The sequence below is a fragment of the Nocardia sp. Tas62D01 genome, from assembly GCF_055232035.1.
In genome coordinates, this window is the sequence record NZ_JBUYUZ010000001.1 from 649,154 (window position 1) to 669,176 (window position 20,023).

Genomic DNA, 20,023 nt, shown 5'->3' on the forward strand with positions numbered 1-20,023 from the left:
CCACTCATCGCGACGGCGCGTCAGGTCGCGAGTCCGAGCCGGTGGGCCGGGAGGCTGCGTCGAAGCAGCGGGCGGTGAACACGCAGATACCCCCAGCGACGATCAGGATCACGCAGGTCATCGTCACCTCGTGCCAGCCCCCAGCCTGCCATTGGTAGGTCACCACGGCGCCGAAGACCGAGCTGCCCACATAGAACGCGAGCAGGTACAGCCCGGACGCCTGCCCGACACCCAGACCGGACCGATGCGCCCGGCCTGCCACCCAGCCGCTGGCGAGCGAGTGGGTGCCCAAGAACGCGAAGGTAACCATGCCGATGCCGATGAAGATTACGACGAGCGACGTCGCCACGGTCAACACCGCACCGGCCAGGACCAGGGTGACGAATATCAAGGCCGTGGAACCGCGCCCGAGCCGCGCTGCAGTCCGGCTCGCGGCGTTCGGCGCGAGAAGGCCCAGAGGGTAGGCCAGGAACACCAGCACGGCGGCGTCACCCAGCCGGTACGGGGCGGCTTCCAGACGGAACGCCATGGCGTTGAACAGGCCGACGAAGGCACCCATGAGTGCTGCCCCGGCCAGGCAAAGCGCGGCGAGGCCGGGGTCCCGCAGGGTCAGCCAGGTGTTGCGTAGCAAGCTGGCCGGCCGAGCGCTGGAGCCGGTGAATCGCCGCGACCCCGGGACGAGGACCCACAGGCCGACGGCGGCGAGCAGGGTGACGCAGCCGGCGGCCAAGGCGGCCCCCTGCCACCCCCACACCGCGTTGAACGGCCCAGGAAGCAGCCGCCCGGCCGCGCCTCCGGATGCGGTTCCGGTGATGTACGCGGCGTTCGCGCGAAGATGCGCCCCGGGGTGGATCTCCTCACGCAGATAGGCGAGTGCCGCCGCGGGCAGACCGGCCAGGGCCACGCCCTCGATCGCCCTGACGAGCAACAGGCCGTGCCAGCTGGGCACGAACGCGCACGAGATGCCCGCGACCGCCGATCCGGCGAGCGAGATCCGCATGATCGCCACGCGCCCGATCACGTCCGAAAGCGGCCCGACGAACAGGAGGGCGACGGCCATCGTGATCGTGGGCAGCGACAGTACGGCCGCCGACGCCGAGGCCGAGACGTGAAATACGTCCGCGATGCCGGGAAGCAACGGCTGGACGTAGTAGAGGGCCATGAAGTTCGCGAACCCGCCGAGCGCGAGACCGAACACAACCCGCCTGTATGTGTGATCACCCGGCCGGTATCCGGCGTCAGTGCCGGCCCTCGGGCCCATTCGGTCGCCGTGGCTCCGTCGGCCGGCCCGGCCGAACGGCCCGGCCGCCGGCCCGGCCGTACGGCCCGTCATCGGTGACGGGCCTCGGCGAGGTCGGTGAGCGCGGCGACGTCCTCGGCCGCGACCTCGACCCCGTCCCGGGACTGCCGGTGATAGGCGGCCATCTCGGCCTCTCCGGGCAGGCGTACCGGACGGGCGGGATCAGCGGGCGGTGTGTCGTGGATGATGTCCGCGAAGTCCCGAATCCGGCCGGCCAGTTCGTCCTGGGAACCGAGGTGGCCGGTGTCGATCAGGATGAACGTGTGGCCGAGGTTCTGGGGCCGGTCCGGTGTCTTGTTCCAGGACTCGACATGGGTCAGGTACGCGGCCCCGGACAGCAGGCCGGCGAACAGGTCGAGCATGATGGACAGGCCGTAGCCCTTGTGTCCGCCGATGGGCTGGAGGAAGCCGTCGAGGGCGGCGTTCGGGTCGGTCGTCGGTAGCCCGGCTGCGTCGGTGGCCCACGTGTCCGGAATCGGCTCCCCGTTCTTGGCCGCAGCGCGGATCTTGGCGCGGGCCGCGACGCTCATGGCGATGTCGAGCATGACCGGGTCCCCGCCGGGAGCCGGTACGCCCAGTCCCAGCGGGTTGTTTCCCAAGCGGGCCTCGCGTCCACCCCACGGTGCGATGGTCGTGGTGGCGTTGCTCGCGATGATCACGGCGAAGCCTTCGCCGCATGCCCTGAACAGGTACGGCATGATCGGACCGAAATGGTTGCTGCCGCGGGCGAAGGCGACGCCGACGCCGGTCCGGCGTGCCGCGGCCATCGCGGCCTCGAGCGCGCGTGCGCCGACCAGCGGGCCGAGGCCGTTCGCGCCGTCGACCAGCGCGATCGCGGGAGCCACGACCTCAGCGACGACCTGCGCATGCAGATCGAGCCCGCCGGCGTCCGCCCGGCCCAGGTACTGGGGGATGCGCTGGACGCCGTGGGTGTGAATGCCGAAAAGATCGGCGAGCACGAGCACTTGGGCGACCTGGGCGGCGTCGCTCGCGGAGATGCCCGCGTTGCACAATGCGGCGGAGGCGAGTTCCTCCAGCCGCTCGCGCGCGATGATGGTGGTCACGAGGTTCCCTTCACTGTGGTGAGGTCAAAGCCCGTTGTGGTCTGCAGGTCGTCGCCGAACCAGGCGTCGATGTGGGCGCGACGCCGGCCGATGCGCCGTGGCCGGTCATCGGCGTCCAGTGCGAGCGGCAGATCATGGCCGGGAATCAGCACTGTGCCGGGACGCTGCCGCCATACCTCGTTGATGTGGCGGAGCGAGGCGCTGCTGACCTGATGGTCGCCCGACATGTCGGCCACACAGGACAGCAGTTCCGCATTGTTCTTGGCCGCGTCGCCGGTGAACAGCACGGGGTGTTCCGCCCCTGCGACGCGGTAGATCAGAGACCCGGGCGTGTGACCGGGCGCCGCGATCGCCTCGATGCCGGGCAGGATCTCTCCGTCCCGTTCCACGTGCCGGGCACGCGGATTGGTGCGCAGGTCGGCGGCGTAGAGCTCGGCCAGCGGGGTGAACGAGGGCGGCTCGTGCTCCGCCCACTCCAGTTCCCCCGCGCTGATCCACACGGACGCGCGGGGGAACAGCGGATAGCTCGCGAGGTGGTCGTAGTGCGCGTGCGTGAGCAGGACGTCGGTGACGTCGCCGGGGTCGACTTCGCGTTCGGCGAGCCGCCTGGCGAGCATCGGCCGCATTCCGAAGCCGCCGGTGTCGACCAGCACGAGGCGGCCATTCCCGGCCACGATCGTGACGCTGCTCCAGCCGAGTCCGCCGTGCTCGGTGCTCTTGCCCGGATACCCCTGTACCAGCGGGAACACCCGGTAACCGTCGCTGCTGACGTCGGCGCGCCGGACCGGTCCGGTGGGCCAGGACGGCGTGCTCATCGAACCTCCAGTACACGAGCCGCCGGGGCGGCGGTGTCAGTGTCGCTGTGGTCCGAGCGCTCGAAGATGGCGCGGGCGACGTACGCGGCGATCACTGTGATCACGCAGAGGGCCGCCAGATAGATGGCGAAGCCGTACGGGCCGCCGGTGCTGTGGTTCAACCACACGCCGATCATCGGCCCCGTCCCGCCGAACAACGCCTGCGAGATGTTGTAGGCGAGCGCGCCGGCGGTCACGCGGGTCGCACCCGGGAAGATCTGGCTCATCGCCACAAGCACCGGGACGGCCAGCAAGCCTTTGCACAGGCCGATCACCATGCTTCCCACCGTTCCCCCGGCGAGCCCGTGCGCAGCGAGGGTCAGCGCGGGAATCGCGAGGACGGCGACGACCGCGGCGGAGCCCATCAGGGACTTGCGCAGGCCGAACCTGTCAAAGACGGGGCCCATGGCGACGGTCGCGACGATCAGGATGACGTTGCTGGCGATCGTGACGTTGTAGGCCTGTGCTTTGGTCATGTGGTTCACGTCCGTCAGGAACGTGGTGAGATAGGCCGTAATGGTGGTGCTGATCAGCGCCCAGCTGGCGGTGGCCACGCCGAAGACGACCATCGTGCGCCACTGCGAGCGCACCGCGTCCCGCAGCGGCGTCGCATTGCGCTTGGCCTTCTCCCGGGCGGCGGCGATCTGGCGGAACTCCGGTGTCTCCTCCACGTTGGAACGCAGGTAGAGGCCGATGGCGACCATGGGGATGGCCAGGAGGAAGAGGATGCGCCAGCCGTAGGTCGCGAACGCCTGCGCGCTCATCAACGCTGAGCAGAGCCGGGCGAGGATGGATCCGACGGAGATGCCGACGAACGTGGTCGCCACCAGGATCGCGACGTTACGGCCTCGGCGCGCCGATGGGCTGTGCTCGTAGACGAAGCTGATGGCGCTGGAGTACTCGCCTCCGGTCCCCATGGACTGCGCGAGCCTGCATATCAACAGCAGGACCGGCGCCAGCAGGCCCGCCTGGTGGTAGGTGGGCAGGACACCGATCAGAGCGGTACCCCCACAGGTGAGAGTGACGGTGAGCGAGAGCGCCCGTTTGCGACCGAGCTTGTCGGCGATCAAACCGAACACGACTCCGCCGAAGGGCCTGGAAAGGTAGCCCAGGGCGAAGAGCGCATAGGTGTTCAGCAGACCGACGACCGGGTTGCCAGGGGGAAAGAACTTCGCGGCGATGACGGTGGCCACGACACCGTAGACACCCCAGTCGTACCACTCGACGAAGTTGCCGGCCGATGCCGCTGCAATCACCCGTCGGCGTTGCCGACCTGCGAATTCGTACGTCGCAGAGCTCATGCCGACCTCAGTTCTCTGTCTCGGGCGCTCTCACGATCGCGCAAAGGATGGAATAGGGCAAGGAAGTAGCCGATCGATTTGATGCCGATCCGGCCGGCCTTGCGCAGGTTATCCACCGATGGCCTCGAGCGTTCACATTCGGTATGGCTCGGTGGCATGGTTGTAGTACTAATCGCGAGTGCTCCTTTGCACTTCGGGCTGGGCAGCGGTCCCCGCGGCCGGAACCGGGGGTGGTAGGGGTCAGTGGTGGAGGTCGCGGAGCACCTTGTAGAACGCGGCCTTGCCTTCGAAACCGATGCCGGGGATCTCGGTGAGTCCCACGCGGCTGTCGCGCACGATGGCGTCGTCAGCGAAGCCGCCGGTCGGCTGGAACTCGCCGGGGTAGGACTCGTTACCGCCGAGCTTCAGAGCAGCGGCGATGTGCAGGGAGAACTGGTGACCACCATGGGGGACGCAGTTCCGCGACGACCAGCCGTGATCACGCAGCATCTGCTGAACGCGCAGGTATTCGGTGAGTCCGTAGCTCAGGGCGGGATCGACTTGAATGACGTCGCGGTCCGGGCGCAGGCCCGCGTAACGGATCAGGTTCCTGGCATCCTGCAGCGAGAAAAGGTTTTCTCCGGTCGCGATCCGGCCGCGGTACTGTTCGGCCAGGATCGCGTTCAGGCGGTAGTCGAGCGGGTCGCCGACCTCCTCGTACCAGAACAGGTTGTACGGCTCGATGGCCCGGCCGTATTCGAGGGCAGTGTTCAGGTCGAAGCGGCCGTTGACGTCGACAGCGAGGCGAGAGCCGTCGCCATCGAGAACCTCGAGGACTGCCTCGATACGCGTGAGATCCTCGGCCAGGTCCGCGCCGCCGATCTTCATCTTGACCACGCTGTAGCCCAGGTCGAGGAAGCCGCGCATTTCGTCCTGTAGGTCACGCAGCGTTTTGCCGGGTGCGTAGTAGCCACCGGCGGCATAGACAAAGACCGAGTCGTCGGGCTTACCGTCACCGTACTTGTCGGAGAGGTAGCGGTAGAGCGGTTGGCCCGCGATCTTCGACGCGAGGTCGAACAACGCCATGTCCATGACGCCGATCGCGACGGACCGCTCGCCGTGTCCGCCCGGCTTCTCGTTCTTCATCATGATGTCCCAGGCCGGCGCCGGGTCCAGGTCACCGTTCTCGTCGAGCAAGCTTTCGGGCTCGGCGTCGAGCAGACGGGGGATGGCGCGGCGGCGCAGGATCTCGCCGGCGCTGTAGCGGCCGTTGGAGTTGAAGCCGTATCCGACGATCGGCTCACCATCACGCACGACGTCGCTGACCACCGCCACGATCGAGCAGTCCATGGCACTGAAGTCGATCCAGGCGTTGCGGATGGACGAGCTGATCGGGACGACGCCTTCGTGCACCGAGATGATCTTCATGTGGGTCCTCTCACTATTTATATCTTATAAGATGTATCCATTATAAGATGTAGGGACGATGCTAAGGTGAAAGCGGCCCCGGACACAAGGGGCAATTTATGGCCGAGGGCACAAACCGTGAATCTGGGTGAGAGAGGGCACATGCCGTCGACGAACGTCTTTTCCAGCAAGGGCGACGTTGCTTACAACGAACTACGGCGGCTAATCTTGAGCGGCGAACTCGCTCCTGGGTCGCGCCTGGCGCAGAACGAACTCGCCGATAACCTCGAGATGAGTATCACGCCACTGAGGGAGGCAGTCCGCCGCCTCAGCAGTGAGGGGCTGGTGGAGGTCGACGCCCACCGCGACGTGCGGATTGCCCAAATGAACGCAGAGGAGGCCCGCCAGCTCTTCGAAGTCCGGCTCTCCCTGGATCCCACCGCCACCGAGTTGGCCGCCGAACGCCGCACTGAGCAGGACATCCTGATCATGCGAGCGGCGCTGAACCGCCTGCTGCCGATTACGCGCCAGTGGGGCGAAGAGGGGCTCCTCGCGCACCGCGACTTCCACCGCTCGCTCTACGTCGCCTCACACAACGACGTTCTCATTCGGCTGCTCGACGACGTCTGGGACAAATCCGACCGCTACCGGCGCGTCGGCCTCGAACTTCCGCCCGGAGACGAACCCCGGACCAGGGACTTCAACGAGCACCAGCAACTCTACGAGCTGGTAGTCGCCGGCGACAGTGCCGGCGCGGGTGATCTGATGCGCCGCCACATCACCGAGAGCCTGACTGCCAGCGCCATTCGCGCTCTGGAAGATCGTGAGCAGACACCGGCCGAACGGAGTGCCGGGTAGAGACACCGCTGCCCGAAAAACGAACAAGCTGGGGTCCGGCCGAGTGCAGCGAATTGCGCTGCGCGCCAGGCTCCCTGAATCCTGCGATGCCGATGGTGCCGGTGCATGCGGGGCCGAGATCGGAGAGGATGTCGCCGAAGAGGTTGCTGGCGACGACGACGTCGAACCAGTCCGGGTGGAGTACGAAGTTCGCGGTCAGGATGTCGATGTGGAACTTGTCGACCTCGACGTCGGAGAATCGTTTCGCGATCTCCTCGACTCGTTCGTCCCAGTACGGCATCGTGATCGAGATTCCGTTGCTCTTCGTCGCCGACGTCACATGCTTCTTGGGTCGGCTCTGGGCGAGGTTGAACGCGTACTCGAGGATCCGGTCCACCCCGATCCGCGTCATCACCGTTTCCTGGACGACGGTTTCGCGATCGGTGCCTTCGAAGATCTTGCCGCCGATGCTCGAGTACTCGCCTTCGGTGTTCTCTCGGACAACGTAGAAGTCGACGTCACCAGGTGCGCGGCCGGCGAGCGGGCTCGCGATGCCGGGAAGGAGTTTGACCGGCCGGAGGCTCACCTACTGGTCGAAGTGGCGGCGGAACTGCAGCAGGCTTCCCACAGCGAGATGTGGTCGGGCACGACTTCGGGCCATCCGACCGCACCGAAGAAGATGGCGTCGAAGCGGTTCAACTCGTCGAACCAGCCGGCGGGCAGCATCGCACCGGTCTTGGTGTAATAGTCGGCGCTCGCGTAGTCGAACTGTTCGTAGTCGAGGGTGAAGTCGAATGCCGACGCCGCGGTTTCGAGTACCCGCAGCCCCTCGGGGACGACCTCTGTGCCGATCCCGTCGCCGGGGATGACTGCGATCCGATGCGTTGCACCCATGGTGTGTTACGCCGGTTGCTGGGCGAGGTCACGAACAACGGCGTCACGGTCGTGACTGTCCCAGGATTGGAAGGTTCGAGCGGCCGGGGCACACCGCCCTGGCTTCGTCATTTCTGGGGCTGTGTGCGCCGCTTGTCGAGCGCTGCCCTGATCAGCTTCCGCGTGGCCTCACCAGTGACAGACTGCCCGGCAAGGGTTTTGAACGCTCGTCCGTAGGTCGCTATCTCTCTCGGCTGGGTGATAGTCAGCTCCGCGGCTGTTCCTTCCACCATGACAAGCCGATTATCGAACATGGCGAAGTTGGTTGATACCACCAGCGCCTCAGCCATAGCCGGAACGATGCCGAGCGTGACACGTGGCATTCCGAGGATCGAGGCAAGCCGGTCAAGCTGGCCGATCATGACGGCGTCGGTGCCAACTGTTGTGTAGAGCGCCTGCTCAGCGATGAGGAAGTGAAACCGATGGTCGCGCTGGTAGAGGATGCGTTGCCGCTCCATGCGCTTCGATACGGCTTCGTCCACGTCGTCAGGTACCTGGTGGAACTCGATACCCCGCCGCAGCTTGGCTTCGGCGTACTCGGCCGTCTGCAACAGGCCGGGAATGATCTGGGGCTGGTAGTCACGGATGAACGTTGCTTCAGCTTCGAGTTTCAAGGACTTCTGTTGCCGACGCTTGAGCCCTGTACCGAGCACCCTCCGCCATTCGAGGTATGCGGCGTCGATGTTGTGCAGCGTGGCCAGTAGGTCAGGGAGTTGATCGCTGGCGTTGGCGTGCAGGCAGTACGCCCGGATGTCGTCATCGGACGGATTGATCCGTCCGTATTCGATCTTCGAGACCTTCGACTCGTGCCAGCCGGACAACTGGGCGAGTTTCCGATTGGTGAGCCCAGCTGTGCGGCGAAGCTCCCGAAGGCGTGCCCCGAGAGCTTCCCGCGCGTCGTGAACGCTGCTCGTCACTGGTTGACGTACTCCGCGTACGGGGTCGCCAGCGACCACAGCCGCTGTTTTACACTCCGGGCGTAGTCGACGATCCCCGGATCGGTGGTCACAGCCAGTCCCGCTGGCTTCTCGTTCTCGCCAACCAGGTTGTAGACAACCCGCTCGTTGTCGATGAGCCACCAATCATCGGGTGGCACTTCTCCGGCGAGATGCCGGGGCACGTACCGAATGTCTTCACCCGCTGCTGTGTTGGTATCGGTCACCGACAACAGCCAGCGGTGGTAGTCGGTGTGCGGGACCGTCACAACGCGGACCCTGCTCACGGTCACACCCCGCCCGGTCGTTTCCCGGACAAGATCGTTCCAACGGTTCTTGTGCTCGTCCGGCAAGGCGGGCTCACCAGCGAGGAACCGCCGAAACCGGTCCGACTCGGTCGGCACGGCGTAGGCGTCCCGGACTTCGAGGTGGAACGCTTCGGCCTTGCAATCACAGAACAAGGCCACCCAATCGGGCGGCTCATGCTGAAGGTAGAGCACCGTAGAACGCCCTCCTGATCTTCGGAACTTCAATCGCTGTCTCGTTGGGTGCTAGGTCGAGCTGAGCCAGCGTCTCAGGCTCGGCGATCGGTCGGCCGGACAGGGTGAAGGTACCCCGGCCGGTGTCCGTCATCGTTGCCCCGATGAACGTATCGGCTTCAGCGAATCCCGTTAACAGGTGCGGGATTTCGATGGATTTCAGCGTGCCTGTCTGCCACCCCTGGACGAGATACGAGCCGTGGTCTGTGGCATACAGCGTCGGGCATCCGCCAACGTCCGATCCACCCTTGCCGAGGAACTGTAGGCGCATGTTCTTGCCCCCTGTCTAGGACTGAGCACGAGTTTTCCCGTGCCAAGTACATTATCCCCGGTAAATCCGATTTAATTGGCTGATGGCCGATTTCGAGCACAGTTGTGCACACTCCTGGCGCTTGTGCTCAGCGGCTCCCTACCGTCCTTGTTCAGGCACGCGACGCCGGGTGAGCCGCCCCCGGCGTCGGGTGCTTGCCAACCACGACGGATGGGGTGCACGAATGAGGCCACGGCCAACAGCGATCGGCTACCTGCGCCGAGACGTATCCGGCGTCTCTCAGACCTGGGACGAGATCCAGATACGCAGTGTCGCAAAGAGGCTCGGGTACGAGCTTGCGAAAACGGTTGTGTTCGGACCTGAGACCGACAGCCCTCTAAGCCGTCTGATGAACGTTGTTCGCCGCGTGGACGTAGACGCCGTGATCGTTCCCAGTGTCCGGCACTTCGGTGGGGAAGTGTCCTCGGAGTTGGTGAAGGTAGTTGACGTGATCACCGTAAGCCCTGAGAACACGTACGCCCGATGGGCACCGGGTTGTAGCAACGGACGGACATTCAGCCCGGCCGAACATGATGTGTGGATCAGGAATCCGTGATCAGTCGTCACGTGACGTTCGCGCCTCTTCCGCGGATGGACTTGCCGCCTGCCTCACCGCCGCGTTGGTGTTCATGCAGGACTGGCAAACCCATCACGGACCCGCCGCCGTGGCCGTTGTCCCAAACCATCGTTTGCGAGAAGAGGATCGGATGAACAGCGGCACAGGGCATCTCGACCCGGCACCACCGCCCGCCGAATACATTCAGCGATCGGGTGGGTTGTTCCGGGACTGCGGGGTGCATGAGTCGACGGCGAGCTGGACCAGATCCCATTCCGGTCGGCCGAGCGACACCTTGTCCAGATCGAGCACGGTCAGTACGCCATCAGACCCAACCACCACATTGCCTTGCCAAGCATCACCGTGAATTACACACAACGAGAACGGTTCTGGTAGCTCGTCGTACCGCGCCCGCAGCTCCCGCAAGTGCTGGATCAACCATGCCCGATCGCCTTCACCGACAGTGACTGCGGCAGAAAGTCGTTCCGACAGCCCGGCAAACGGATCGTAGGGCACGAGCATCAACTCTGCCGGAATCGGCAGAGCGTGCAACGCCCTGAGCACAGTGCCCAACTCCTCCGTCGTCGACGACCGCAGCTCGGGTATCAGATGCCACCATGTGACCGGGCGATCGTCGACGACGATCGGCTGAGCCACCGTCGACATGGGCTGAACTGTCGGAATACCGGAATCGTTGAGCCACCGTGAGATCCGCAGCTCGCGACGCGCGACTTCAGCGCTGCCCGGCTTGCCGATCCTCGCGACAATGCCACCAGGCAGTCGGTAGACAGCATGGGACCCATCACGGATCACCTCGCATCCCCGTGCGTCGAGGCCACCGATCTGGGCCGCCTTGGCCAACACCTCGTGCGACGACATTGGGGCACTGGCAGGACTCACGGCGCTGCACCAGGTGCTGAAGAGCTGATGAGGGCTCGCCTCAGTTCGATGACTTCAGTCATCCAACGATGCGGCGCAGCAGCTTCGGCAAGAGTCCGTAGTTGATCCCGAATAGGGACAGCCGAGAGTCGCCCGATAGTTGCCCGTAGATGCGTCATGCCTCGGTGCTCAAACCAACGGCCGGGCCATCTCGTCCATCACCGGCGAGTCGGCGAAGGGTTGGTCTTGGCCGATCACACGCCAGCCCCACGACTCATACGCTGCTCTGGCAGGGTTGCCGACACGCACCAGCAGGTAAGCCAGTGGTTCCGGACGCTGGGACAGCAAGGCGTCGTGGATGATTCGCGCGAACCCCCGGCCCTGCTGGTCGGGGTGTACGGCGAACTCGCGGAAGATGTAGACCGGTGCGCCCGTCGACGCGGGGCGTAGTTCGGGGTAGATCGCTGTGATGCGCGCCGTCGATCCGGCAGATGATGTCGAATACCTTTCCGGGATTGACAGTTTCGCTGACCGCATCCCGAGCTTGCGTCATCGCTTCCAGAGCTTGGGTTGTCGCATACGACGTGACAAACCCTTCCGCCGAGGTCCGGAACCCGCCCCGATGAGCATGCAACGGAGTCGTCTCCTGCAGCTCGAGCAGTTCGGTCAATGACTTGCGCACAGCAGGATCGAATATCGAACCGCTGTCGGCAGCGACCACGGCGCCCACCGAGAGGTGCAGGCTCAAGTGGCGCCACGTATCAGAGACATCGCCGCGACGAAACGGTTCCTCTTCGACTCGATCCTCATCCCGCCCGAGCCCCTGCAGCAATCGCTTGACCGCGAACTCGGCCGCACGCCGACTCCGCTTGCCGCCGACCGATACGAGTTCCGGTCGGGCCAGCACAGAAGCGATATGCGCAGCCGCGTACATCGGCTGTGCCCGAACATCCTCGGACAACATCGACATCGCCAGAAAAGTCACCCCGCGCAGTACAATCCGCGCTACCCGTTCGTCTTCCGGAGCTACCCCACCCAACGCATGTATCACAGCTGCGGTGGCAGTGATCGACGCCGGGCCGACCCGCCCCGACATTCGCCACCCACCCGACTCGGCGTCCTGCTCGGCAACCAGCAACTCGATACAGGCAACAACATCGGGATCGCCGACCTCGGCACCAAGACACCGCATGGCACGCAGTCGCCACGCGACATCAACCGGAGCCTCAAAAGCCCACGAACCCCCACCCTGCCGATCCACCACCGACCGACGGATCAACACCGATACCTCTGCTGCCCTGGGTATTTCGCGACGAGCTGCTTTGAGCGCGCACACCACCTCCGCGGTGTTCTGCGGGTTCGGCGGAACATCCGCCACCCAGCCCCACCCCGCACCACCAGCACCGTCGGACACCTGACTGCGCCCTAACCAATCGACTGCTAGGTCCATTCGGTCGTCCAGGTTGGACATGATCCCCTCCCGGGCCAACTTCGCTCAAATCAAATACATTCTTACACAATGATTCTCGTCCAGGAGGCGATCCGAGAGGGCTGGAAACGGCAGCACCAGCGGCGATCGACGGATGACTCGGCCTTCCTAGGGATCCCCACCTCGGGCAGGCTGGCAGCCACGGTCACCGTTTTCGTCTTCTTCCGGATCTTTCGCAGGAACCCGAAGTTATCGGACGGTGACCGCCTCACCGCCAGCGACACGCCCGCAGCATCGGCGAAATACTGTCAGGCACAGCACCTTTCACCACAGAAACAACCTCGGCGACCGGCATAACCGGTCGCCGAGGTTGAACAACAAGCTCAGATCTGGCAAGTCGGGCTGGGGTGAAGCAGCCAGCAGAGGATCGATCCGGGGCCGGCGGACCCGGTCCCGGCCGAGCCGGTGCCATCGGACCCAATCGGCGATGCCGCGGCGGGCGTCGATGCGGGGTCGAGGGGCAACGGATCCGCCGAGGCGGTAGCGCCGCCAGCGACGAGGGCCGCGCCGACCGCGATAGTGCCGAGGGCGGCGCGAATCGACTTGCGCGACAAGCGATATGCCATGTCTGGGATTCCTCACTGTAATCAATGGGCTGGGAGCCGGCGTCCCAATCGGACGACCAAAGTTACTGTCGAAAAGCAACTTTAGGTCGTTACACACACCTCGAGCTGGCTAGTGAACTCGAACAGCCCGGCATCCGATCCACCTACCTCGCTGGCCAACTACCGTTGAGAACCTTGGCCAACTAGCCATGAGCGAACGCCGCTGACCCGCGCATTCCAAAGATCGGAGTGGCCGACTATCGCTGCGAGTCAGTGCGGCAAGCTGGTCGGCCAGCGTCATCAACGACGCTCGGATCGACTTTGCCGCCTGCCTCACCGCCGCGTTGATGTTCGTGCAGGACTGGCAAACCCATCACGGACCCGCCGCCGTGGCCGTCGTCCCTGGCAACACCGCAGGACTACCGCGGCTGCCGAACGAGCGCCTTTATCTGGAACCCTGAACATGAGCACCGAAACCATCAATCAAACCATCGTTTGCGAGAAGAGGATCGGATGAACAGCGGTACAGAGCATTTCGACCAATCGGGTATCGAGGTGGTCGTCGTGCGTGACCCGGACGGTCCGATCGATGTCCGTGTGTTCGTTGACGGTGTCGAGAAGGTAGTCACCGAGTTCAGGATCGATGCAGGTGCTGGCTGGACCTGGGACGATTGGAAAGACTCTCGAGACGAAAACCTATCGGCCGCTTCTTCTTCAGCAAGGGGAGCCATGCTGACCGTTTACGCCGACCCTCCTGGCGGAAACTACGTCGAGGGTCGTGACGGTGCATACTGGCTCGACGGCGTCTCGCCCGAGGACTTTGACGGACGTTGACCTACGGGTTTAGCCGTCCCACGCCGACGCGCCTCTGAATGCACTCGATATCACTCCTGTCACCCCGGCCGCGTCGCTCGCAACGGGAACGTGCTGCGACTCGGAGCACAAGCTCTGGCAGACATATCACGACCGAAGACGAGTGAGCTCGCAGCTCTGCACCCGCCGCTGCCGCTGCTGCTCGAAAGATCAGCGCAGATCGAGTGACCATGGCACACTTCACTTGTGGAGAGCGGGGCGGAGCTAGAACTGCGCCAGATGATCTTCGATCACCTGGCGCGCAAGGTCAAAGAGAAGGGGTCGCTGACCCGAGACGAGCTGACCGACTTCGAAGTCGGTGCCGAGACCTATCGGCTGATCGATCGCAACAAAGGGATTTGGAACCCCGCTCGATTCGCGGCGACCCTGTCGATCCTGTCGAAGCCCGACAGCCCTTACGACGACGAGGAAGTCGGCGATTCTCTCTACGCCTATGCGTACCGGGACGGCAACGTCCGAGGCGACAACACGAAGCTGCGGCGCGCCTATGAATTACAGCTGCCCATCATCCTGCTTCGGTGGATCAGCATCGGTGCTGCCATTCGGTACGTCCCGGTATTTCCGGTCTACGTGATTGCGGACGACAAGGAACGCCAACGATTCATCCTCGCGCTGGACGACAGCCTCCGAGACGTTGCTGATCCACTGAACCTGATGCCGATCGAGCGGGCATACGCTCAGCGCCTCACCAAGCAACGACTACACCAGCCAGAGTTCAGGGGCCGGGTTCTCCTTGCGTACGACCATCGCTGTGCGATGTGCAATGTGGGCCACGCGCAGTTGCTCGACGCCGCTCACATCATCGCGGACGGCAAGGAGCATGGTGCGGCCGACGTCGGCAACGGTCTGAGCCTCTGCAAGATCCACCATGCCGCTTATGACACGAACCTGATCGGCATCTCTCCCGAATACGAGATCCACGTCGGCGAAAAGCTGATGCAAGATCCGCACGAAGGGCCGATGCTGCGGCATGGACTGCAGGAGATGAACGGTAAGCACCTCGCCTTGCCGCAACGGCGGCAGGACCGTCCCTCACCCGAACGGCTCGAGGAACGATTCGCCGAATTCGAGGCAGCCGGCTGATATTCCGGCTATCGGGCTACTCCAGCTCGTTCTCGGTCTCTTCCACATCGATGATCGCCGAATCGTTGGAAGAATCAATCGTCGTGAACCGGATGACCCTACCATCGCCACCAGTTGCAGAGGCAGGCGCGACAAATCCGAACGCGATGACCAGCTTTGCGGGATCGATGTACCCATCCGGCATGACCTCGTGACCGTACTTCGGCTCGACGACCGGGTGCAGCATGATGGCGCCACGATGATCGCCCACAAGCCGCTCGGTGTTCGGGTCCCCCGAATCGGTCAGTCCCCGCGCGATACGCATGGCGATATCGCGATGGCGACTGGTACTGATCGCGCCGAACAACGGATCACGTCGGCGGACACGCTCCCACCGCGTGTAACGCCGTCGACCGATCAGAACCTCCTTGTCGCGGTTCAGCCGCTGGGGTGCAAGAACCACCCAGTCATCGACGTTATTCGCAGACCCCTTGGTGATCGCACGTAGATACTCGAGATGTGGGGCGAACTGCCCTGGCGCGCGCCACTTCACGGCTTCGACGATGTCCAGGAACTCTGCCCCGGTGAGCCTGCCGGTGAGCGCCGTGAGTCGGTGCACAATCCCTTTCTCCGGGAAGTGGTACGCGAAGTCGGTAGTGGCGTTGGACAGGCCGTCGAATACCGGCGTCCACAGCGCGGTATTGTGCCGCAGGTCTGCTGGAAGAGACGGGTAGGCAAACGGCTCACGCCATCTACCTGGTGAGCGAACCTCGACCAGCTTTGCGTTGTACATCTTGTTCGGGCTAGCGGGCCGGAGCAACGGCAGATGCTGGGAAACGAGGGGCGGGACCTGAGCCGGCGTCACCTGCGGAACACCATTCACCCATTCCGAATACTGTGTCAGCTCTCCCCGGAAACTCTCCTCATCCAGGCATACTGCTTCGAAAGCCTTGTACAAGTCGATTCCTTTCCGACCTGCTCCGACTTCCTCGCGCCCGATAAACAGCCGCACCAGATCCTGGTATCCGTCACGAAACCCGAACCAGCGACCCATCTGCATCAGCGCAGAGGCGTTGGTCGCACGGCGCCGAAAGTACGAGACGGTGAGTCCTTCGACCGTGAAGCCACGGGATAGCTTCTGACCGCCGATCAGGATCTTCCAGATCGGGCGTTTGTCGAAGTCAGCTTCGCCGGTTTCCAGGTCCTTGTCGCCGTTGACGACGATGATCGGCTTCTCGTCGCCGCTAATGCGTACTGCGGCCGGGCCTACATATGGCATCACTTCGTCGTACGAAGCAGGAACCGCGAGCCCCTCGGCGCGGACGGCGGAGACCGGGGCAACGTCGTTGTCGAACAATGCCCGCAGCCGCTGGTGCCCTGTCGCACCCGTATAGCCCGAGTTCCACCACAATTTGGTGACTCGCCCCAGGAGTTCCCGGTGTACGTCGAGCCAGCTGGACTCGTGGATGAGCATGGTGTGATGTTGGAAGTAGCGGTCACCGAGGCCGCCTTCATCTTCGCGGTAGAGCTTCATCGCCCCAGTGAGGACGAACATATCGACTGCCTGTTGCAGACATGAGGTGTCGTCGTCGGCATCGACGATGACATCACGGACGTGGGCCTTCTCGTTCGAACTCGCAATGGTGCGTTCGGTTTCCGGGATGTCGGTGTCGAGATCGTGGAAATCGCTCGCGCCCATGTAGCCGTCCGGCCGTGGAAGCGACACTATGAAGTCTTTGGGGAAGATGTCGGCGGTGTCGCTCGGATCGATGAAGACGTTGGCGTACGGCGTTGCGGTGTAGCCGACGTACTGGGCACGCGGCAGCATGGTCAGCAACTCGGAGATCTTCTTGTTGATCGCGGTACGGTCGGCGTCCGGCTTCGGTCGAGACGTGTTGACCGAGGCCTCATCCGATTCGTCATCGATGATCAGGACGGGGATCTCGGAGAGCGGTGTCTTGATTTTATTGAGGTCTTTGACCAGCTTGGTGAGAACTGTCTTGTTCTTCTTGACGACCATCAGCCGGGCCGAGGCGCGGTGCAAGTTGCGGGCGTCGTAGAGCGGGAGGGCCGGTTCCTGCTTCTCGAATTCGAGGGCGACGATGCCTTGCAGGAGGCTCTTGTAGTCGTCGTGGCGGGTGGTCATCCGGACGATGTCGAAAGCCGCTAGGGCTGAGGGCAATCCGCCGAACTCCACGAACTTGCCACGGATCCAATCCGGATCGTCGGCGTAGTCGGATTCGTACTCGCTCGCGCCGCGCAGAATGTTCTCCCTGCCGACGAGTTCCATGTCGAGGCGACGCTGTGTTTGGCCGCGCAGCAGATTTAGCGTCCCGCCAAGGACGATGACCAGTCTGTAGCCGGCGTCGACTGCTTTGGCGATCACACCGGTGAAGTTGGCGGTCTTACCCGACTGAACATAGCCGACGACAAGTCCTTTCGACTGATACGCGTCGGAACGTGTGGGGTCGGCCAGTCGCTCGATGACGCTGTCGGTCGCGATATCGAGTGCCGAGATCGACTCGGCGGACCAGCCCTTCCTCGCGAGCAGACCCTGATAGGACGGCCAGTACCAGGGCCTGCCCTGTTGCGCTGCGGGCATGTACCAGGGTGTGAACTTGTCGCTGATCACCACTGGCGGCACAGCTTTCGACACCGGGATCAATGCCTCGAGCAGTTTGCAGATTCCCCGCTCCAGATCCAGCAGTCGGTAGATATCGGCGCGGCGTTCATCCGTCCGCGCGGCCGACGAGGACCACAGGGGAGCCTCCGCGAAGTCCCAATGGGTCAACTGCTTTCGCCACATGTCAACCAGTTGGTCGCTGACTGCGGCGTGTAGCAGCGCCTCCCGGAAGTCGTCCTCGTGGGCATGGGCTTCCACTTCGGGCGGCATGTCCTCCGCTTGGTAGGCCATCGCCTTCGCCAGCCTCTTCGGCCGGCTGCCACCCATATCGGCCAGCACCGCGCTGTGCAATGCGATGCGATGCGCCGCGGCGGTCATGCGGATTCTCCAGACTCGTCGTCGAGTTGGTTGAGCTCGGCCCGGGCTGCCGAGACAAGGACGGCCTGCCACAACTGGAGGTTGTCCCTAATCCGGGGGCCGCTGAACTCCTTCTCGAATACCTCGTGCAGGAGAAAGAACATGAGCGACTTGACCAGCGGTGCGTCGTTGAGGGTTCCACGGCGCCCGCCCAAAATGGCGGTCCGGTAGCGGCGGTTGAGCGCGATCGTTCGGATGTCGCGATCGATGTCGAAGAAGACGTCGTCGGCCAGCTTCCGCCACTGGATGGCGATCGGCTGCTCGCCGGGCAGAAGCGGCAGCTCCTCCTCAATGGATTCCTTTACCGCAGGGGCAAATCCGGAGCCCGGCGCGATCACCGGCTTGCGGTGGGTGCCGGAACGCTTGCGCGCCTCGCGGTAGGTCGTCTGGGCGTCCGCGATGAACTCGGTGAACGGGCGGCCGCTCGAGTCCTGCGCGTTCTCAACTGCGGACGCGAACTCCGGTGTGGCCTTGACCCCTTCCTTCTTCACGCTCAGCCGCAACACGTCACCCGCGTCGGACGGCAGGTCGACGTCGATACGGGCCAACGAGAGATGTTGTTCGGGCTGGCGGAAGTTGTTCCATCCACCGGCCTGGACGATGCGGTCGTTGCGATAGAAGTAGAAACCTTGACGATCCAGCACCGAACCAACAGATTTGTACTCGTCCAACGAGGATTTCGGCGGCCAGATATGGGCGGTCAGCTGCAGCCGACCGATCGATGGGACCTCGGCCATGAAGCTGCGTGGATAATCGGGATGACCGGAAACCGGGTAGCCGAACGGGTTGAGTGGCACGACGCCGAAGTTCATGTACACGTCGCCGCTTCGGATGTCCTCGACGGCAATCGTGATGTTGAAGTCGTCGCGCAACAGGAATCGGTGCAGCTGCAGGCCGAGGTGCAGACCCAACCTATTGATGGTGCGGTGCAGGTAGCGGTCGGTCTGTCCACCGCCCCCGTGTTGTGGGAAGTCCTTCACACCGTCCCACCGGATCACCGTGCCCTGCCACGTGATCGGGCACCCGCTGTAACGGTCGATCAAGGACTGCGCATACCGAGGTTCGACGATGTCGCATTGAAAGCCATTACGGGCTCGCTCCATCACCCACCGCCGACCAGCGGGTCTGGTCTTGCGTGTCCTGCTGGTAACGGTTACCGCAGATGCCTGGCTGAGCGATGCCGACTTCAACCCGGTGCCGAACATACCCAGTGCATTCGGGGAGTAGTCGCGGCGGCCACCGACTGTCATCGCCACGTCGAGATCCGCGTCGGTCATACCGTGACCGTCATCGATGATCAGCAGACTGACCAGGGTGTCGCCGTCACGGAGGAAGTGGACGACGACATCGTGCGCTTCCGCGTCGATCGAGTTGTCGATCAGGTCGGCGATGGCTGCTTCGAAGCCGTAACCCTGGCTGGTCAGCGCGTCCATGTACCGCGAGTCGGGCGGAAGGTATTTGGTTCCCGCCGTTGGTACGTCGAAGTGCCAATCTGCCGTCATCGCCACTCCGAGGTCGCCCGCACCTCTGAATTCAGAGGAAATCTCTAGTGAGAGATCCTAGGACCATAGGCAGTCGTTACACAGCTGGTCGGTTGCCTGACGCGAGCGCAGTCATCACGTGGGCAGTAGGCGGGCGATAACCTCAGCCACCTGCCGGACATTGCGGTATTCGTGCATGTTGACGCGCTCGGCGTAGACCTGCGCGGCGGAGTCACCCGTGGACCAGGAGGCACGCACGGTGGCGCCCGATGGAAGTGAGCGCCTCCGGGCGGTCTTCTCCGACGGCGGCATCGCGCCGGCGCTCGTCAGATCGTCGGCGGCGTGTTGTCGACTATGCCCGCCGCATTGCCGTTGCCTGGAAAATCGAGATTCCGGCTAGCAGCATCCGAAAAGTAGTACTGGCAGTGACGACGTCGCCCGGTAAGCGCGACCATACTGCGCATGGTCGATCAGCTCTCCGCCGCCCTGAGTCGCTTGCAGGAGACGATCGGAGATGACAGCCACGCTCGCCCTCCGTGTCCGGCTACCACTGGCACGAATTCGATCCGAATGATCCCAGCCGAAGTACCAGCCCACTCAATACAGCCAGCGGTCTCAGCCAGAGTCCCGAGACCAGAT

Annotated in this window: 17 protein-coding genes and 1 pseudogene; 3 read left to right on the forward strand and 15 right to left on the reverse strand. The window is 63.9% G+C overall.

Going from position 1 to position 20,023, the window contains the following annotated elements:
* Positions 1 to 4 precede the first annotated feature (4 nt).
* The 5 genes from ACV7NQ_RS03255 to ACV7NQ_RS03275 all read right to left on the reverse strand — a co-directional run bounded on the left by ACV7NQ_RS03255 (position 5) and on the right by ACV7NQ_RS03275 (position 5,926).
* A complete protein-coding gene (locus tag ACV7NQ_RS03255; RefSeq protein WP_463358233.1) occupies positions 5 to 1,198 on the reverse strand; it encodes an MFS transporter in 1,194 nt (397 codons plus the stop codon).
* A gap of 131 nt (positions 1,199 to 1,329) precedes the next feature.
* Positions 1,330 to 2,364, reverse strand: a complete 1,035-nt coding sequence (locus ACV7NQ_RS03260) for an Ldh family oxidoreductase (RefSeq protein WP_463358234.1) — start codon at positions 2,362 to 2,364, stop codon at positions 1,330 to 1,332.
* Entirely contained in the window at positions 2,361 to 3,179 is an 819-nt protein-coding gene (locus ACV7NQ_RS03265; protein WP_463358235.1) for an MBL fold metallo-hydrolase, read from the reverse strand. Before ACV7NQ_RS03265 ends, ACV7NQ_RS03260 begins: the two co-directional genes overlap by 4 nt.
* On the reverse strand, positions 3,176 to 4,519 hold the full coding sequence (locus tag ACV7NQ_RS03270) for an MFS transporter (RefSeq protein ID WP_463358236.1): 1,344 nt from the start codon (positions 4,517 to 4,519) through the stop codon (positions 3,176 to 3,178). Before ACV7NQ_RS03270 ends, ACV7NQ_RS03265 begins: the two co-directional genes overlap by 4 nt.
* Positions 4,520 to 4,759: 240 nt before the next feature.
* The gene (locus tag ACV7NQ_RS03275) at positions 4,760 to 5,926 is read right to left on the reverse strand and encodes a mandelate racemase/muconate lactonizing enzyme family protein (protein WP_463358237.1); all 1,167 of its coding nucleotides are present in this window, start codon (positions 5,924 to 5,926) and stop codon (positions 4,760 to 4,762) included.
* A 66-nt stretch (positions 5,927 to 5,992) separates the two neighbouring features.
* Here ACV7NQ_RS03275 and ACV7NQ_RS03280 point away from each other — a divergent pair, with 66 nt between their 5' ends.
* A complete protein-coding gene (locus ACV7NQ_RS03280; protein WP_463358238.1) occupies positions 5,993 to 6,763 on the forward strand; it encodes a GntR family transcriptional regulator in 771 nt (256 codons plus the stop codon).
* Positions 6,764 to 6,844: 81 nt separating this feature from the next.
* On the opposite strand, the pseudogene ACV7NQ_RS03285 reads toward ACV7NQ_RS03280, so the two are convergent.
* From ACV7NQ_RS03285 to ACV7NQ_RS03315, 7 genes and pseudogenes are all read right to left on the reverse strand, one after another.
* Positions 6,845 to 7,636: pseudogene (locus tag ACV7NQ_RS03285) on the reverse strand (isocitrate/isopropylmalate family dehydrogenase); the annotation flags it as partial.
* A gap of 107 nt (positions 7,637 to 7,743) precedes the next feature.
* Positions 7,744 to 8,631: a helix-turn-helix domain-containing protein gene (locus ACV7NQ_RS03290; RefSeq protein WP_463358239.1), complete on the reverse strand. Its 888-nt coding sequence runs from the start codon at positions 8,629 to 8,631 to the stop codon at positions 7,744 to 7,746.
* The gene (locus ACV7NQ_RS03295; RefSeq protein WP_463358240.1) at positions 8,589 to 9,110 is read right to left on the reverse strand and encodes a DUF6879 family protein; all 522 of its coding nucleotides are present in this window, start codon (positions 9,108 to 9,110) and stop codon (positions 8,589 to 8,591) included. The genes ACV7NQ_RS03290 and ACV7NQ_RS03295 overlap by 43 nt, the downstream gene beginning before the upstream one ends.
* A complete protein-coding gene (locus ACV7NQ_RS03300; RefSeq protein ID WP_463358241.1) occupies positions 9,091 to 9,420 on the reverse strand; it encodes a hypothetical protein in 330 nt (109 codons plus the stop codon). The genes ACV7NQ_RS03295 and ACV7NQ_RS03300 overlap by 20 nt, the downstream gene beginning before the upstream one ends.
* 799 nt (positions 9,421 to 10,219) lie before the next feature.
* Entirely contained in the window at positions 10,220 to 10,894 is a 675-nt protein-coding gene (locus ACV7NQ_RS03305; RefSeq protein ID WP_463358242.1) for a phosphotransferase enzyme family protein, read from the reverse strand.
* A gap of 189 nt (positions 10,895 to 11,083) precedes the next feature.
* Positions 11,084 to 11,431: a GNAT family N-acetyltransferase gene (locus ACV7NQ_RS03310; RefSeq protein WP_463358243.1), complete on the reverse strand. Its 348-nt coding sequence runs from the start codon at positions 11,429 to 11,431 to the stop codon at positions 11,084 to 11,086.
* Positions 11,432 to 12,706: 1,275 nt separating this feature from the next.
* The gene (locus ACV7NQ_RS03315; RefSeq protein ID WP_463358244.1) at positions 12,707 to 12,949 is read right to left on the reverse strand and encodes a hypothetical protein; all 243 of its coding nucleotides are present in this window, start codon (positions 12,947 to 12,949) and stop codon (positions 12,707 to 12,709) included.
* A gap of 492 nt (positions 12,950 to 13,441) precedes the next feature.
* On the opposite strand from ACV7NQ_RS03315, the gene ACV7NQ_RS03320 reads away from it, so the two are divergent.
* Together ACV7NQ_RS03320 and ACV7NQ_RS03325 are read left to right on the forward strand one after the other, a co-directional pair.
* The gene (locus tag ACV7NQ_RS03320) at positions 13,442 to 13,762 is read left to right on the forward strand and encodes a hypothetical protein (protein ID WP_463358245.1); all 321 of its coding nucleotides are present in this window, start codon (positions 13,442 to 13,444) and stop codon (positions 13,760 to 13,762) included.
* 258 nt (positions 13,763 to 14,020) lie between these two features.
* Positions 14,021 to 14,884 (forward strand): HNH endonuclease, encoded by an 864-nt coding sequence (locus tag ACV7NQ_RS03325; protein ID WP_463358246.1) that lies wholly within the window; start codon positions 14,021 to 14,023, stop codon positions 14,882 to 14,884.
* A 16-nt stretch (positions 14,885 to 14,900) separates the two neighbouring features.
* On the opposite strand, the gene ACV7NQ_RS03330 is transcribed toward ACV7NQ_RS03325, so the two are convergent.
* From ACV7NQ_RS03330 to ACV7NQ_RS03340, 3 genes are all read right to left on the reverse strand, one after another.
* Positions 14,901 to 17,864, reverse strand: coding sequence for a Z1 domain-containing protein (locus ACV7NQ_RS03330; protein ID WP_463358247.1), 2,964 nt, complete (start codon positions 17,862 to 17,864; stop codon positions 14,901 to 14,903).
* A complete protein-coding gene (locus tag ACV7NQ_RS03335) occupies positions 17,861 to 19,405 on the reverse strand; it encodes an ATP-binding protein (protein ID WP_463358248.1) in 1,545 nt (514 codons plus the stop codon). Before ACV7NQ_RS03335 ends, ACV7NQ_RS03330 begins: the two co-directional genes overlap by 4 nt.
* A 114-nt stretch (positions 19,406 to 19,519) precedes the next feature.
* Positions 19,520 to 19,696: a hypothetical protein gene (locus ACV7NQ_RS03340; protein ID WP_463358249.1), complete on the reverse strand. Its 177-nt coding sequence runs from the start codon at positions 19,694 to 19,696 to the stop codon at positions 19,520 to 19,522.
* Positions 19,697 to 20,023 lie beyond the last annotated feature (327 nt).